The following is a 14,688-nucleotide window of genomic DNA, read 5'->3' on the forward strand; positions in this document are numbered from 1 at the left end:
GGGTGCTTCTGTCCGCCGTCCGGGGGCCCCGACGCCGCACCGGGACACGTCGCGGTAGCCGCCGTGCCGTCAGGTCCAGCGGGTGACCGTCAGCCGGATCCGGGCCTGCTCGCCGAGGATCGGTTGCGCCGAGGCGGGCAGCGGAATGTTCGCCACCCACGTCCCCGCGCGCGTGTCCTCGTCCTGCAGTGAAGTTCCGCTGGGCTCATGACTCCTGATGGTGCCGGGGATGAGCGAGTTCCATGCGGCCCATGTGCCCTCACCGATGTCGACCACGAGCGTGTCGTCGAAGTCGGCGGTCTGCTCGAGGTGGTCGCCGAAGCTCAGGAACCCGCGCTGTTCACGCAGCGACAGGATGCGCAGCTGCAGCGCGTAGCGCATGGTTGTGTCGCTGCCGTGCGGCCGCAGGCCGCTGCACAGGAACGCGGTGGTCAGCGGGACGTCCGCCAAGGCACCCGACGAAGGCAGTTGAACCGGGCACCAGTGCTCGGCCGTCTGTTCGTGCATGACGATCGGCAGTCCTCGTACGGACAGCCGGACCTCGGCCTGCCAGGTGGTCCCCTCGATCGAGGGAAGTCGGCAGTCGGCGAGCGTGGCCTCGACCTTGCGGTCACCGAAGAGGAACCGCCGTAGGTTCTGGTAGCCCTCCTCCGAGTTCACGAGGCCGTAGCGGCCGCTGTGGCTGCGGTGCACGAACGCCCTGTGTGCGCCGGGCACATAGGCGTTCTCGATCTGCACCAACCCGTCGCTGTGCGCGCCGACGACGGCGGCGGAGAGGCCGAACGCGACGTCGTAGTCCTTCGGGTTGGTGCCGACCAGGCAGAAGATCCGAGAGCGAGGAAACACCTTCGGGTGCGTACTGTCGCGCTCCGGCATGTCCCGGGCACGCCAGTCCGGTGGACGTCCCTGCGGATCGTGGTCCGAGGTCGGGGTCAGGTACTCGTACATGCGCTCCGGCCCGAACACCTCGGCACCGTTGAGGCCTGTCGCATCACGCACCTTCTCGAAGAGGCCGAACCCGGCGTCGAAGGTGATGCCTCCGTGCGGCGATCCGTACGTGAAGACCTTGTCCACGCAGTCGGCCGGGTCACGGCCGGCGTCGGGGAGCACTTTTTGCAGGAGGCAGCGGCAGATGAGCCCACCCATGGAGTGGGCGACCAGGTGGACATGCGTCGCCCCCGACTTCTCGCGAAGCTTGTCGATCAACGTCAGAAGGTCCGCGGCGGCATCCTCGATCCGGAATTTCTTCGGCTCGGCGCCCCATGTGGTGGCGGAGACGTCGTAGAAGCGCAGAATCCAGATCGAATTGGAGGGGATGCTGTCATGGCTGTCCAGATAGGCATCCTGCCCGCCCTCGACCAGAATCTTGTAATCCTCGTCGAGGATGAGTCGTAGCAGCGGGCTTTCGAACTGGTGGAAGCTCGGCACGTTTCCCGCTCCGACCCGGACATGGGTGGAACCCTCGTTGAAGCCGTAGAACGGGTCCTTGACGGTTTTGTCTATCCCCTCGGTGTCGCCGGCGAATCCCCGGACGTACACGATCGGGAGCTTGTTCTTTTCGGGCATGGGAACCTCGCTGTCCCCGGGCGGCATCTGCTTCCCGGATACGGCCCGTCTCGCTCCTCGCCGCCGATCAGTCGATGAGGGTGCTGCGGTGCGCCTCCGCCCCCTTCGCGGCAGACCAGCTGATGTGGCCGTGCTGGAAGCGGCTGGAGCGGCTGTCCCCTGTGCCGATCTCGTCGGTCGCCGGGTAGCCGAGGAAGCTGTTCTCCCAGCCCATGCTCGCCCAGAGGTCGCGAATGGCTCCGTGCACCTCGTGCGCGCCCGTCGACGGTGTCCAGTAGATCGAGCCGCCCTGGAAGTGGTTGAACCGGCCCTTTCCGTCGGGGCACCCCAACTCGTCCGTCAACGGATACCCGAGGAATCCGCCGGAGCCGCGGAGCTGGGCGTACTTGAGCCGGATGTCCCCGTGCACTTCGTGCGCGCCGGTCTCCGACGACCAGTAGATGGACCCGTGGACGAAGTCGCGTGAAGTGCCCCGCCCGTCGGGGTTCGGTCCCTCGTTGCTTCCCGCGCCTGCGTCGAACGGGGCGCCGATCCACTGGATCTGGGCCCACTTCTCGTCGATGGCAGTCACTTCCGCCTCCAGCTCGTTCCGCCGTGCGAACTACGGATCCGCGGCGCGAGGGGTCAGGCGAAGCAGGATCCGGTCCTGTTGTCCGGTTCCACGCGCACCTGCGGGATCTCGTGGGATGCCGCAGTACGGATCTTGGACGACACGGTTGATCCGTGAACCGTCGACGCCGATCCCTGGATACGCACGGCGAGGCTCAGCACCTGCCGTTCTTGTCCCTCCTAGGGCTTGCCCGGGGACGGCGATATGGCCTTCAGTTTAGGCGCGATCAACGAGGCCGACTACCGGAGTTGTGTGTTGAGCGCCGCGATTATGGGGTCGCATTCAACGAACCGCGCATGAATGGCTTCGCATTCAACGGAGCGGACCGGATGGAGAGCGACTGGATGTGGTCGATCCTCTGGAGAGAGGTCTACGGCCGGTCTACAGTGGGAATTGAGCTGGTCTGCACGACTTCAGATGTCTGACGACACCACGGAGTTCGTCACCCTACCGAAGGTGACCGGTCGCGCCGTTCGGAATCCCGCGGCCCCCGGCCATCACTCGGCCGTCATACACGTCGGGACTTCACGGCTCCTCGGACTCGAAGCAGGAGCCGGTTCGAGTTCTCGCGAGGAGAATCATGGCCACTCCACTCTCACCGGACCGGTTGCTTGCCGCGCTGCGGGCCGAAGGTCTCACCGTCGTCGAACACCGGTCATGGCGAACACACAACCGCAACCACAAGGGCGCCTGGGGCCCTCTGCACGGGGTAATGATCCACCACACGGTCACCTCCGGCACCGAGAGCAGCGTGGAGCTGTGCTACAACGGGCACTCCTCGCTGCCCGGCCCGCTGTGCCACGGAGTCATCGCGAAGGACGGCACCGTCCACATGGTCGGCAACGGCCGTGCCAACCACGCCGGGAAGGGTGATCCTGACGTCCTGCGGGCGGTGATCGACGAAGTCGCGCTGCCTCCGGACAACCAGGCCCAGGCCGACGGGAACGCTCACTTCTACGGCTTCGAGTGCGTGAACCTCGGGGACGGCCGGGACCCGTGGCCGCAGGCGCAGGTGGAGGCGATCGAGAAGGCGGCCGCCGCCATTTGCCGGGCGTACGGCTGGAGCGAGCGCAGCGTGATAGGCCATCTGGAATGGCAGCCGGGCAAGGTCGATCCGCGAGGGATCGAGATGGCGGCAGTGCGTCGGCGGATCGCCGACCGCCTGGGCGTCGCAGCAGCCGGCACCCGGTGAACTCGGTGGCGTACCAGGACTTCCGGTGAACTGGGGGGTCGCACCCGGACTTCGGGCCGACCCCCGCGCTCACGGACTTCGCCGGTCAGACACCCAGCACAGTGAAGCCCGACTCGGAGAGCCGGGTGCTCAGCGCAGCGAGGGTGGCCGGGTCGCTGGAGGATCCGTTCTGGACGAGTCCGGTGTCACCCTGGAACTTGTGGACCGCACCCTGAGTGCGGGGCCCGTCCGCGCCGTCCTGGGGCCCTGGGTCGTATCCGAGGACGAGCAAAGCCCCCTGTACGCCGAACACGTCCGACAGGTCGAGTGCCAGACGATCGGCAGGAAGGCCCTGGTCCTCGACGGTCCGGGCCAGCAGGAAGTGAGCCCGGTCGAGTTTGTTCCGGATCTTGATGGTTCCCTCGTCCGGGGTGAAGTGGCATTCGTCGGCCGCACCGTTCCAGTTCCGCGCCGCTACGTGGCCCTGGAGCTTGGGGAACCTGAACGCCGGTCCCAACGCCCAGCACATGCTCATGGTCGCGAGCTGCGCATTGGCCGGCCAGGAGGCGAAGTCGGCGAACTCGGGGCGCTGCGTGAGGAAGGACTCCATCTGCTCCAGCTTGGCGAACACATGGCGGTCGATCTCGTCGTCCTCCAAATGCAACGAGGTGAACGGGGGCTTGAAGGCTCTGTGTCCCTGCGGGGCGAGATCGAGATGCGCCTTCACCTTGTCCCAGTCCGCGGCGACGAGGTCCGCCGACGCCGGGGCACCGCTGCTGTCCAGCCATCGCAGCTCGTTGGCCAGGGCCAGGGAGGCGGACCGCTCTGCCTGATTCGGGGGAGAGTTGGCTGCGGCGGTCTGATCGATCTTGTTGCCGATACCGGTGCTCACCCATCCCTTTTGGTCGAGGTACATGAAGTCGACTCGGCCCTCGAGGGGATTGTTGAATGCGATCCAATGGTCGCGAACGATCTGATGCATGGCGCCTGCCTCTCTGTACGCGGAGCCGGGAAATCGGTTCTCAGCGTCTGTCCGTCCCGGTCTGCTTGCAACTCGGCCCCTGATCGCACCTCATGCCCGGTCGAACGGTGCCGCACCGCACGGTCCGCGACCTGGGTTGCTCACCAAACCACGTAGGAGTTCACTGAAGTTGAGGTATCTGCCAAGGAGGACGGACCCATGATGGGTGGCAGAGGTGACACAGACCCTGACGTTACGGTCAAGGGATCCTCCTGGTATCAGCGCGCAAATGCTCACGTGGCGCATCTCCAAGGGCAGCTGAACAAGTTCGAAGAGCGACGGAAATCCGGGGGTCAGGTATCTCCCGAGGACGCCAGGACCGTGGCCACAGCGAATGCCCACCTTGATGCCGCTCGGAACACATTGCGGGACTGTTCCTGGTGGCAACGCCTATTGGGAGCATCGGCGGACAGGGCCCTGGCGAATGTGCACGAAGCGGAAGTGGCTCTGCTGAGGATAGCCCCGGAAGGCGAGCTTCACGAGAAAGGCCTGTATGCCCTCTCGCACGCCAAGCTGCACCTCATGCATGACGACGTACTCTTGCAGCAGCTCAGCGCCGCACTGCACAGCCCTCAGCAAAGAGTACTCGGCTTCAGCCGGCAACAAAAACCACTGGGCTCGAAGGACAGGGAGTTGACGGCCCTCACGCTGCACGCCGCCTACCAGGCGGAAGAAGCAGAAAGAGCACGAGTCCGGAGCTTTACCCAGATCGTCGTCATGGCCGCAGGAGCTCTCTGGCTGATAGCCGTCTCGCTGGGCATATGGGGGGCCTTCGCCCCGGATGTTGCCGAGCGAGTGTGCTTCACCAACACGGAGAGGACGCAGGATGGAGAGAGCACGAGGCGGGTCTGCCCTTTGGGAGAGGCACCGAAGGCGGCGAGCATCTTCTTTCTTGAATTCATCGGACTGTTTGCGGCGGCCGTAGCGGGGGCTGTGTCGCTGAAGGGAGTCAGGGGTACTTCTGGGCCCTACCACGTGGCAACAGGACTGATAATCCTCCGGCTCCCCGTCGGGGCGCTGACGGCAGTGGCGGGGATACTCCTGATGAGTGGCGAGTTCCTTCCCGGCCTGACCAATCTCGATACGTCGACGCAGGTGTGTGCGTGGGCCTTCGCCTTCGGAGTCCTGCAAGAGTCCGTCACTCGCGCCGTCGACCGGCAGGGCCAGCATCTGATCGACAACGTCAAGGCGCCGGGCAGTAATGTCGGAGATGCCGAAAAGGATAAAGAGGAGAAACGCGCGCGAGCCCAAGGGCCGGCCAGTAGATAGGGGCAACCGTTGAGCGAGGCGATCAAACTGGCATCTCCGCCCCCTCGATTGTGGCTGCTCGGCCAATTCCGACTGGAAATCGGTGCCGAGCCCGTGGAACTGTGCCGGAACGCCCAGCGCCTGCTGGCATTCGTAGGACTGCGGGGACGCGTGTCGCGCACGGTACTGGCCGGCATGTTGTGGCCCGAGGTCACCGAAGAGCATGCCCGAGGCAGTCTGCGTACGACTCTGTGGAAGCTGCCGCGCGGTGATCGACCCCTGATCCAGTGCTGCGGGGACTGGCTGGTGGCCGCGGAAACAATGCAGGTGGACGTTCACACATTCACCGAGACGGCACTCGGCGTCGTACAGGGCTACGGCTCACCGCTCCCTGGGCACCTGCCGTTGGGGCTGCTCGGAGGAGAGGATCTCCTGCCCGGCTGGGACGAGGACTGGGTGCTGTTGGAACGCGAACGCCTGCGTCAATTGCGGTTGCACGCGCTCGACACGCTGGCCGAGACACTCGTCAGGCAAGGAAGGCCTGCGCTGGCGCTGGAAGCGGCGTGGGCGAGTGTGCGGACGGAACCACTGCGGGAGAGCGGCCATCGGGTCCTCGTCGCGGTGCACCTCGCGGAGGGCAACCTCAGCGAAGCGGTCCACCACTACCAGTCGTTCCGCCAGTTGTTGAACGAGGAACTGGGGGTGGAGCCGTCCCCCCAGTTCACCCGGATGCTTCCTGTGCACCGGCAGGGCCGGGCCCTTCGTGACCGGCCGTGAGCCGTGGTCTCCCGGGCGGACGACGCCGTTGACGCCGGGCTGACGGCACGTCCGTAGCGTGGGATGCGAAGGGGCGCCGGCATCGATCGTCCTGCCGCACCTGGTGGACGACCGGGCGCCGGGCCGACATCGACGAGGAGGCCGCCATGTCGTGGCGCGTCGCGAACAGCCTGGAAACCCTTCGGCGGCAGCTCGACGCCCGCTTCCCCGGACGCAGCATCGCCTCCGACGGGGGCATAGGAGACGAGGCCCACTGGGTGCGTGGCAGCGCCAGTGACCACAACCCCTGGTACGGGCCCGGTATCGTCACCGCCCGCGACTTCACCCATGATCCCGCTCACGGTCTCGACATCCAGCAGGTGGCCGACCAACTGCTCGAAACCCGCGACCCGAGGATCAAGTACGTGATCGCCAACAGCCGGATCGCCACCAACCGGAGCTGGCAGTGGGGGCCGTACGACGGTGCCAACCCGCACGACAAGCACTTCCATCTCTCGGTGGTGGCAGATCCGCTCTGCGACGACGCCCAGAACTGGAGCCTGCCCATCCTGGGGGAGGCACCGGTCGACGGGGGCGGCGACGGCGTGGTCGGCAACTTCGTCACCTGGGGGACCGGCGTCAACGTACGGGCGGAGCCCCGTCTCGGGGCACCCGTCGTCACTGTGCTGTCCGGGCCTACGCGCGTGCTGGTGCAGTGCCAGACGCAGGGCGACACGGTCAACGCCTCGGGCCACACCAACAACGCCTGGTCCTTCGTCCCCGCGCTCGGCGGTTACCTCTCCAACATCTTCATCGACCACCCGGACGCCTGGCTTCCGGACATCGGTGAATGCTGAGTCGGCGGCGGATCGTGTCCCGACGGCCCGTCCCTCCACGACACACACGCACCCGCTCACCGTGCGGCCCCCTGGGACCGACGAGAGGAGGGGAGCAGCCATGGTCGCCCTGTCCAGCGTTCGCTTCGGCCTGAAGAACGAGGACGTGCGGATCGTACAGAAGGCCCTGATTGCCCGAGGCCACAAGATCCCTGACGGAGCCACCGGGCTCTTCGGCGAACAGACCAAGGCCGCCTACCGTGCCGAACAGATCGCCCAGGGCTTCAAGGGGACGGACGCCGACGGTATACCCGGCTGCACGTCCCTCACCGCACTCGGCCGTCACGCCGGCTTCACCGTCGACTGTCAAGGTGCGCGACCCACCGCCGGCAACGGCGGGATCAGCCTCAGCCAAGTGACCTACCACGACCCTGACGACGACGACGGGGAGGCTGCCATGCGGCGCTACGCCAAGAAGGCGTGCGAACTGACGGGCATGGATCCGCGGTACGGCGTCCCGGCGTTGACCACGATCACTCGGCGCGAGTCCGTCCACAACCACCCGAAGTTCCGGGTCAACGTGACGGACGTCAACGCGCGGGGCCGACTCGCGTCGGACGGCCACCCCCAGCACTGCTCCCGCGGCGCGACGCAGTGCATCCCACCGACATTCGCCGCGTACCACCAGGAGGGCACGGCCACCACACCCTACGACGTGGTCGCGGCCATGTGCGCGACGATCAACTACGTGCGCGACCGCTATCACGTGAACCAGTCGGGCTCGAACTTCGCAGCCCGTGTACAGCAGGCGGACCCGAACCGGCCTGCCCGCGGATACTAAGGAGACCGCCATGGTCGCACTCTCCAACGTCCAGTTCGGCAAGAAGAACGCGGATGTCCGCACGGTGCAGAAGGCCCTGATCGCCCGGGGCCGCAAGATCCCGGACGGAGCCACCGGGCTCTTCGGCGAACAGACCAAGGCCGCCTACCGTGCCGAACAGATCGCCCAGGGCTTCAAAGGAGCGGACGCCGACGGTGTGCCCGGCTGCAAGTCCCTCACCACACTGGGCCGTCACGCCCGCTTCACCGTCGACTGCAAAGGTGCCCGACCCGCCGGCGGCGGCGGGTCGGGCAAGGGACGCGTGAAGTCACCTGTGCCGGGTCACAAGGTCACGTTCGAATTCTTCTCACGCGGCCCGTACGCCTGGAAGCCGGACGGCGTCGGCCGGCACACCGGCCAGGACTTCGCCGCCAAGTCGGGCACCCCGGTGGTCGCCGTACGCACCGGCACCATCGCCTGGTCCAACGGCGAGGGGGGCGCGTACGGCCAGTGGATCGGACTGCGTGGGGACAACGGTCATGTCTACACCTACTGCCACCTCTCACAGCGGCAGGTGAAGCCCGGCCAGAAGGTCGCCGCCGGCCAGCAGATCGGAAAGGTGGGAAATACAGGAAACTCCACGGGACCGCATCTGCACTTCGAAATGTCGAAGGGCCGTGAATGGGCCTACGGCCAAGTCGCCAAGCCCAGCTACTGACGCGCCCGGCGGCCTCGTGCTGCGCTGGACGGTCCAACCTGGTTTGCACCCACCGGGGTCGGATCTGATCGTGGCCCCATGAACAAACCCAAGGTGGTGGTGCAGCCACCGGACGGCCGCGGCCTGCGCGAGGTCACCATGGGCGGCAAGACGGTAGGCAGCGCCTGGTCACTGCAGGGGTTACGAAAACTTCTCCGTCGCCTCGGTCATCAGGAGGACGTGGATGTCGAAGACCGGTCCCTCATAATCTGGCTCGGCGGAGACAGCGGGACATGGCCTGCCAGCACCGGGCGGAGGCGCGCGACCATCGCGCTCATGATGGCGGGTCTGCTGGGCTCCATGGTCCTGCTCATCGTCGTGGGGATGCCTGACGCCATCGGGGCCCTGACCTTCGCGGGGCGCGTCACCGGGTTGCTCTTCGCCTTCGCGGGGGCGGTGCAGGGCGTGGCGGCACTGGCGGTGCTCGATTACTGGGGAAAGCGCCGGCTGAAATTTTCCGGAGCAGTGATCCTGCTCGGCGCGTTCATCGCACTGGTCACCAACGGCCTGCTGCTGTTCATGTGGCTCGAGGAGAGAGAATACACGCCCTATGTGCTGACGTACCTTCCGCTCACGGGCTGGTCCCTCTGGGCACTCCAGCTACTTCTCAGGGAAAGGGCATGGAAAGGAATTCCCTACCCCAAACAATTTGCGGCAGGAGTGACAGCAACGACACTTCTGGCCGCCATCAACCTGGCATATTCTGCGCTCTATCAACCGACGTCAGCTCCGATCCTGTTCGACCTTGAAGTAAAATTCGGGACACCACAAGCGGATGCGAATCGGCCGGTCATCCACCTCCCCGTGACCTTCCGGGCCAGGAATTCCGGTAAGGTGCCGGCTTACATTACGAGCGATGGTTACGGGATCTACGGATCCTCCGCGAAACACGCGAGTGACGGGAGCGGTCTCCTTGAGTGGAGAAAGTTGCTGGATGCCAAAACGGACGGATCAAGAGTAGGGCGCTACGAAAAGTCTCCCACCCGGGAGACGATCAGCGCCGCACGATTCTACGGACCAGGCAACTGGCTCGAGCCCGGCGAGCAATACGTGAAAGAACGAGTGGTTCAACTGCCTAGGTCCGCCACCTACGACGTGATCGAGGCCGACTTGACCATGACCATCATGCGGAAGGATCGCGGGAGGATCGATGATGAATTCGCAGTCCCGCATTACTCCTGGCGTCCGAAAGACAAGCAGTTCTACTGCCCTCCCATTGAATGCTACGACCACATCATCAACCGCGGCAGGGTCCTCCACAACAACAACATGATCAATGTGACTCGCCAGCCTCGATACGTGGTCTCCTACTACGGCTGGACCGGATCCAGCGCCGAAATCCAATCATATATTCTGTCATACAAACCCCGAGAAGCCCTTCATTTCAGGAAGGAGGCGAAGGAAGAGGATGAGCGCGAAAGGAAAAGGTACGGCGTTGCTCTCACCAAAGCCATGGCGGCGATCCCCTTCGCACAGCTACTGAGAGTGAACGGCAACTAGTCTGCCGCCGTAAGCGGGACCGCGCCGGGCGTCGCCCGACCGATTGATCACGACACTTTTCACTACTCACACATTTCCCGTTCAAGCAGTCACGGCATACCGGCAACTCCCGCGGCTGTGCGGCGTCCCGGGATTGATCCGGTTCGCCACGGGCCGCGTTGCAGGATGCGCCAAACGGGTAAAGAGTGGAAATCAGATCGCTTATGCACTGTTGAGCCGTAGATGTCCTGCGGGAGCTGCTCTCGCTCTCAAGGACCGGTCCGCAACGGACAAGCCGACACAACCGAGAAGCGCATCTGGAAAGAATCATGGCCAGAGTCGCCCGGCGCAACCTCTGTCGCATGGCCGGAGCATCCGCCTTGGCCGCATCGCTCGCACTTCCGGCCGGAATGGCGAGTGCTGCGGCAGCGCCTCACATCGGCGGCGGAAGCACGGCGGCGGCACCCGTTCAGACAACGCCTCCTCCCCCGATGCCGGACGAGCCTCCCGCACCACCGGACGACCCTCCCGCACCACCGGACGACCCTCCCGCACCACCGGACGAGCCTCCCGCACCACCGGACGACCCTCCCGCACCACCGGACGACCCTCCCGCACCACCGGACGAGCCTCCCGCACCACCGGACGAGCCTCCCGCACCACCGGGCGAGACGACCACACCGGGAGAGACACCGGATCCTGACGAGTCACCAGAAGGCGGAAAGTCGGACCGGTCGGTCTCCGGACAGCTGGCTCAGCAGAACGAGGAGATGGAAACGGCAACGGCGAACCTGGCGGAGGCTGGAGAGGACGCCCCTGCCGAACTCGCGTCGGCCGTGGAGCAGCTGACCGCCACGCTCAAGGCGGTTCAGGACCCGAAGACGTCACCGCAGGAGCGCGAAGAGGTCACCGACATCGCACAGCAGGTGACCTCCGCGCTGGCAGTGATCAGCAACCCTGAGACACCCGCTGAGCTGCGGGAGCAGCTGACTGTGATGGTGCGGCAGGTGGCCTCCGCGGTGGAGGGCGGCCTCGATCCGCGGGTGCCGCCCGAGCTACGTGCCGACACCATCTCGACGGTGCAGCAAGCGACCTCGACTCTGGACATGATCTGTGACCCTGAAACGCTCCCCGAACTCCGGCGGGAGCTGATCCTGATCATGAACCCGCTGACCGCCGCACTGTCTCAGGCAGGCGCCGGTGTGTCCGGCCGATCAGCGGGTTCCGTCCCGGAACTGAACCGGCTGAAGGGGCCGGCAGCGGTGGTGGCCGGAGCGGCCGAAATGGCCAGCGATCCGAAGACCCCTCCGGCGCAACGGCTCAAGCTCGCGAAGGCCACAGGTCAAGCCGCTTCGTCGCTGCCGAAGCTGGGTGATCCGGAGGGATCACAGGAGGGCGGGGCGAAGGCCGAGGAGGTCTTCCGTAAGCAGTCCGCCGAGGTGAAGAAGCGGAAGGAGGAGGCCGCTTCCGCTCGCGGTGTGCCGAACGTACCGCTCGGCGAGGCTGCCGCCGTGTGCACCAATGCCATATTCGCCAACGTCTCCGATCGTGCTCTCGGGTTGAGTCTGAAGACTCTCCTTCCCTCGAAATGGGAAATCCAAGGGGTTCAGGACTTCTGGAAAGCACAGGAAAAGGGCGACGACTCCCTCGTTGTCCTCGCGAAACTGCGGAACGGAGATCACGCCGATGCACCGTTCGAAGTGGGGAAGCTCACCACTCGACTTGCCGAACTCGTACCGGCACGCGACCTGTTCGGGGAGATCGGCGCTCCCGGGCTCCATTGCCTGCAGGCCGCTTGGCATCTCGAACAGGCAGGGATCGCGGCGGGAACCTGGGTCGAGAAGGCCCACAAGGAGAAGAAGGACGGCTAAGGGCTGTCCCGCGAGTGATCTCGGGCGTGCTTCTCATCAGCCGTCGGCATAGATCCACTATCCGGTCAAGCCGAGGTTGTGGAGGCGGGCGATGCCGAGCATGGCATGGTGGACGCCGTCGCCTTTCAGGCGGCAGTCGCGGAGGATCTTCCAGGTCTTCATGCGGGCGAAGGTGTGCTCGACACGGGCGCGGACTTTGCGGTGGGAGGTGTTGTGGGCTTCCTTCCAGCCCGGCAGCTCGGTCTGGCCGGGTTCTCGGCGGTGCGGGATGATCAGACCGGTGCCGCGGTAGCCACCGTCGGCGATCACGGTGGTGTTGCCGACCGAGCTCTTGGCTCCGGATAGTGCCCATGCCTTGCAGTCGTTACGGTTGCCGGGCACGGGCCGGCCGACCGAGACGACAAGGCGTGAGTCGGCATCGATGACGACCTGGTGATTGGTCGAGTAGCGGTAGTTCTTGGACTGCTCCGCCACGCTGTGGTCCCGTGTCGGCACCAGGGTGCCGTCCACGATCAGCACCGTGTCTCTGGGGAAGCGGCTCCGCGGCCGCAGCGCGAGCAAGGGCCCGAGCTGGCTCACGATCCGTCCTGCGGCCGACTTCGAGATCCCGAACAGGGGAGCCGGCTGCCGCAAGGTCAGGTTCGTCCGCCAGTACGCGGCGACCAGCAACACCCGGTCCTCCAGCGGAAGACTCCACGGACGGCCCCTGCAAACCACGGGCGGGCCTCCGCGCCGCAGCATGGTGATCAGTTTCCCGAACTGCTTCGGACTCAGCCCGGAGTACGGCGTTATCCATGACGGCTCCGACGCCGTGATCACAGCCCTCACAAGAAGATCATCTCAGTGACTGGCCTGACATCCCTGCCCGCCCGGAGGCATACGGCCCGTGACTCTGCCGGGCCGAGGTCAGTAGAGCCAGCGGTCCAGGAGCCCTGGCCAGAGAAACCCCTCGTAGCCGTTGAAGGCCGCCGGGTCGATCTCCTTCAGCTCCTCGGCCAGCCGGTTCAGCTCCGCGAAGGCCCGCTCTTCCTCCTCTTCAGAGAGGTACTCCTCGGGACCGTCCGGCTCACTGAGAAGCTCTGAGGCTTTGACTCGACTGCCGTAACAATGAAGGACGTTGAGCCACACGCCGACACCCGAGTTGGCGAACCATGCCTCCCCATCCGGCATGACGAAGTAGACCGCCCCGGTCTCCGGCTCGACGCCGAACGATGATCGCTCGGCCTGATCATCGGGGTCCGCCTGCTCGGTGAGACGGTAGAGCGGGCCCCGGGACGTGAGCAGGGCTGGCTGCGCGTTGCTCTGCATCACGACTCGTTCGATGAGGCGCGGAGCTACCGGGATGCCCACCTCGACGAGCTGTGCCTTCATGAAGCCCGGGATCCGCCAGCCGGCCACAGCGTCCCGTCCGGCTCGCGTGACATGCCCCAGACCGGCCCACTCGGTCAGCTGGTCGTACGTCGCCATCGAAGGATCCTCTTCCGTCGGCTGTGGCCCTGACCCTATCGAGCCGGTCTCAGGTCACGGCACGGCCGCACTTGCGGGACAGCCCTTAGAGCACCTGTTCGGAAGACGCCGTATGCGGCTGGCCGCTGAGCTGCGGATGGGCCGACCTGGGCATGTGTGTCGGTGACCCTGCACTTCCCCGTGGTTCCCTGCCCGTCACCGGCTGATCGGGCACGCCTCGGGCACGAGAGTTACATCAAGGCGTTCCACTTCGGGCCTGCGGCGGCATCCAGGGCGTTCGCCAGAATCCGGGCCAGCCGGTTGTGCCGCTTGGACGCACTCGGACTCACGACGACCATCCCGTCCACGATCTCGATGCCCGCGCACTGCGCCTCGGACCAGGACTCGTACTCCTCCGCCGAGATCTGCTCATGCATCCACGCCGGGGCCACCATCTCGGCCGTCATGAAGCACCTCCCGGACGCTGTGCTGCGGACCCGATCCCACAGGGCTCGGCGTACTGTCTGCCCTCCGTCCGGCAGGCTGATCTCGCTCAAGGTCCCCTCCCCGTCGGGCGGCATCCGAGCAGCAAGGCCACGATCGGGCCTGGTGGGCACAGCGGCCACACCTCTGAACTGCGGTCGCGCCGTTTTGTGATCCGGTCGCAGTGGGGCGGCCGTGTGCCGAGGCGTCGCAGGCCAAGGCGTGGCTATATGTCGCCGGCGACGATGGAGTGTGCGGCGTCGCCGATCTTGGTCCAGGTGATTCCCGTGCCGGTGTAGCGGTAGACGGCGTAGCTGTTCGGGTACAGCCGGTAGACGGAGTCGGTGGCGACGGCGAAGGATGCGCCCGCCGTTCCGGTGATTTTCCAGCTGCCGGGAGTGCCGAGGTAGCTCCTCAGGGAGCCGGAGTCCAGCTTCGTGGCGACGAGCCCTCGTCCCCACTCCCCGGCGTAGATCTGGCCCGCGGCGCCGCCGATCATGGTCCAGGAGGTTCCCGTGCCGTCGTAGCGGTACACGGCGTCCCGCTTCGGGGTCAGTGCGTAGACGGTGTCGGGGGCGACGGCGAAGGAGGCTCCGGCGCCACCGATGTGCTGCCACATGTCGG

General features: G+C 65.9%; 13 protein-coding genes and 2 pseudogenes. 8 read left to right on the forward strand and 7 right to left on the reverse strand.

The window, feature by feature from the left end:
• Positions 1-69 precede the first annotated feature (69 nt).
• The gene (locus ACIPJI_RS18950) at positions 70-1,566 is read right to left on the reverse strand and encodes an alpha/beta fold hydrolase (protein ID WP_402247445.1); all 1,497 of its coding nucleotides are present in this window, start codon (positions 1,564-1,566) and stop codon (positions 70-72) included.
• Between the two features lie 67 nt (positions 1,567-1,633).
• Complete coding sequence (locus ACIPJI_RS18955; protein WP_402247446.1) at positions 1,634-2,137, reverse strand: LGFP repeat-containing protein; 504 nt, start codon at positions 2,135-2,137, stop codon at positions 1,634-1,636.
• A 619-nt stretch (positions 2,138-2,756) separates the two neighbouring features.
• Here ACIPJI_RS18955 and ACIPJI_RS18960 point away from each other — a divergent pair.
• Positions 2,757-3,359, forward strand: a pseudogene (locus ACIPJI_RS18960) (N-acetylmuramoyl-L-alanine amidase); the annotation flags it as partial.
• 94 nt (positions 3,360-3,453) lie between these two features.
• Here the strand turns inward: ACIPJI_RS18960 and ACIPJI_RS18965 are convergent.
• Positions 3,454-4,329 carry a peptidoglycan-binding protein gene (locus tag ACIPJI_RS18965; RefSeq protein WP_402247447.1) on the reverse strand — a complete coding sequence of 292 codons (876 nt, stop codon included), beginning with the start codon at positions 4,327-4,329 and terminating at the stop codon, positions 3,454-3,456.
• A gap of 360 nt (positions 4,330-4,689) precedes the next feature.
• Here ACIPJI_RS18965 and ACIPJI_RS18970 point away from each other — a divergent pair, with 360 nt between their 5' ends.
• From ACIPJI_RS18970 to ACIPJI_RS19000, 7 genes are all read left to right on the forward strand, one after another.
• Entirely contained in the window at positions 4,690-5,637 is a 948-nt protein-coding gene (locus ACIPJI_RS18970) for a hypothetical protein (RefSeq protein WP_402247448.1), read from the forward strand.
• A 9-nt stretch (positions 5,638-5,646) separates the two neighbouring features.
• Positions 5,647-6,393, forward strand: coding sequence for a BTAD domain-containing putative transcriptional regulator (locus ACIPJI_RS18975; RefSeq protein WP_356621458.1), 747 nt, complete (start codon positions 5,647-5,649; stop codon positions 6,391-6,393).
• A gap of 146 nt (positions 6,394-6,539) precedes the next feature.
• On the forward strand, positions 6,540-7,229 hold the full coding sequence (locus ACIPJI_RS18980) for a hypothetical protein (protein WP_356621459.1): 690 nt from the start codon (positions 6,540-6,542) through the stop codon (positions 7,227-7,229).
• Positions 7,230-7,329: 100 nt separating this feature from the next.
• Positions 7,330-8,049, forward strand: coding sequence for a peptidoglycan-binding protein (locus ACIPJI_RS18985; protein ID WP_402247450.1), 720 nt, complete (start codon positions 7,330-7,332; stop codon positions 8,047-8,049).
• A 10-nt stretch (positions 8,050-8,059) separates the two neighbouring features.
• On the forward strand, positions 8,060-8,746 hold the full coding sequence (locus ACIPJI_RS18990) for a peptidoglycan DD-metalloendopeptidase family protein (protein ID WP_402247451.1): 687 nt from the start codon (positions 8,060-8,062) through the stop codon (positions 8,744-8,746).
• Positions 8,747-8,824: 78 nt separating this feature from the next.
• Complete coding sequence (locus tag ACIPJI_RS18995) at positions 8,825-10,285, forward strand: hypothetical protein (RefSeq protein ID WP_402247453.1); 1,461 nt, start codon at positions 8,825-8,827, stop codon at positions 10,283-10,285.
• Between the two features lie 749 nt (positions 10,286-11,034).
• On the forward strand, positions 11,035-12,135 hold the full coding sequence (locus ACIPJI_RS19000; RefSeq protein ID WP_356621463.1) for a hypothetical protein: 1,101 nt from the start codon (positions 11,035-11,037) through the stop codon (positions 12,133-12,135).
• A gap of 57 nt (positions 12,136-12,192) precedes the next feature.
• Here the strand turns inward: ACIPJI_RS19000 and ACIPJI_RS19005 are convergent, their stop codons facing one another.
• The 4 genes and pseudogenes from ACIPJI_RS19005 to ACIPJI_RS19020 all read right to left on the reverse strand — a co-directional run.
• The gene (locus ACIPJI_RS19005) at positions 12,193-12,963 is read right to left on the reverse strand and encodes a transposase (protein ID WP_402247455.1); all 771 of its coding nucleotides are present in this window, start codon (positions 12,961-12,963) and stop codon (positions 12,193-12,195) included.
• Between the two features lie 78 nt (positions 12,964-13,041).
• Entirely contained in the window at positions 13,042-13,602 is a 561-nt protein-coding gene (locus tag ACIPJI_RS19010) for an SUKH-4 family immunity protein (protein WP_356621464.1), read from the reverse strand.
• Between the two features lie 239 nt (positions 13,603-13,841).
• Positions 13,842-14,048 (reverse strand): annotated as a pseudogene (locus tag ACIPJI_RS19015) (Uma2 family endonuclease); the annotation flags it as partial.
• A 242-nt stretch (positions 14,049-14,290) separates the two neighbouring features.
• On the reverse strand, positions 14,291-14,688 hold a 398-nt coding region (locus ACIPJI_RS19020; RefSeq protein ID WP_402247457.1), incomplete at its 5' end, for a hypothetical protein.

Origin of the sequence: Streptomyces sp. NPDC086835 (genome assembly GCF_044745705.1) — a bacterium.
Classification (GTDB): domain Bacteria; phylum Actinomycetota; class Actinomycetes; order Streptomycetales; family Streptomycetaceae; genus Streptomyces.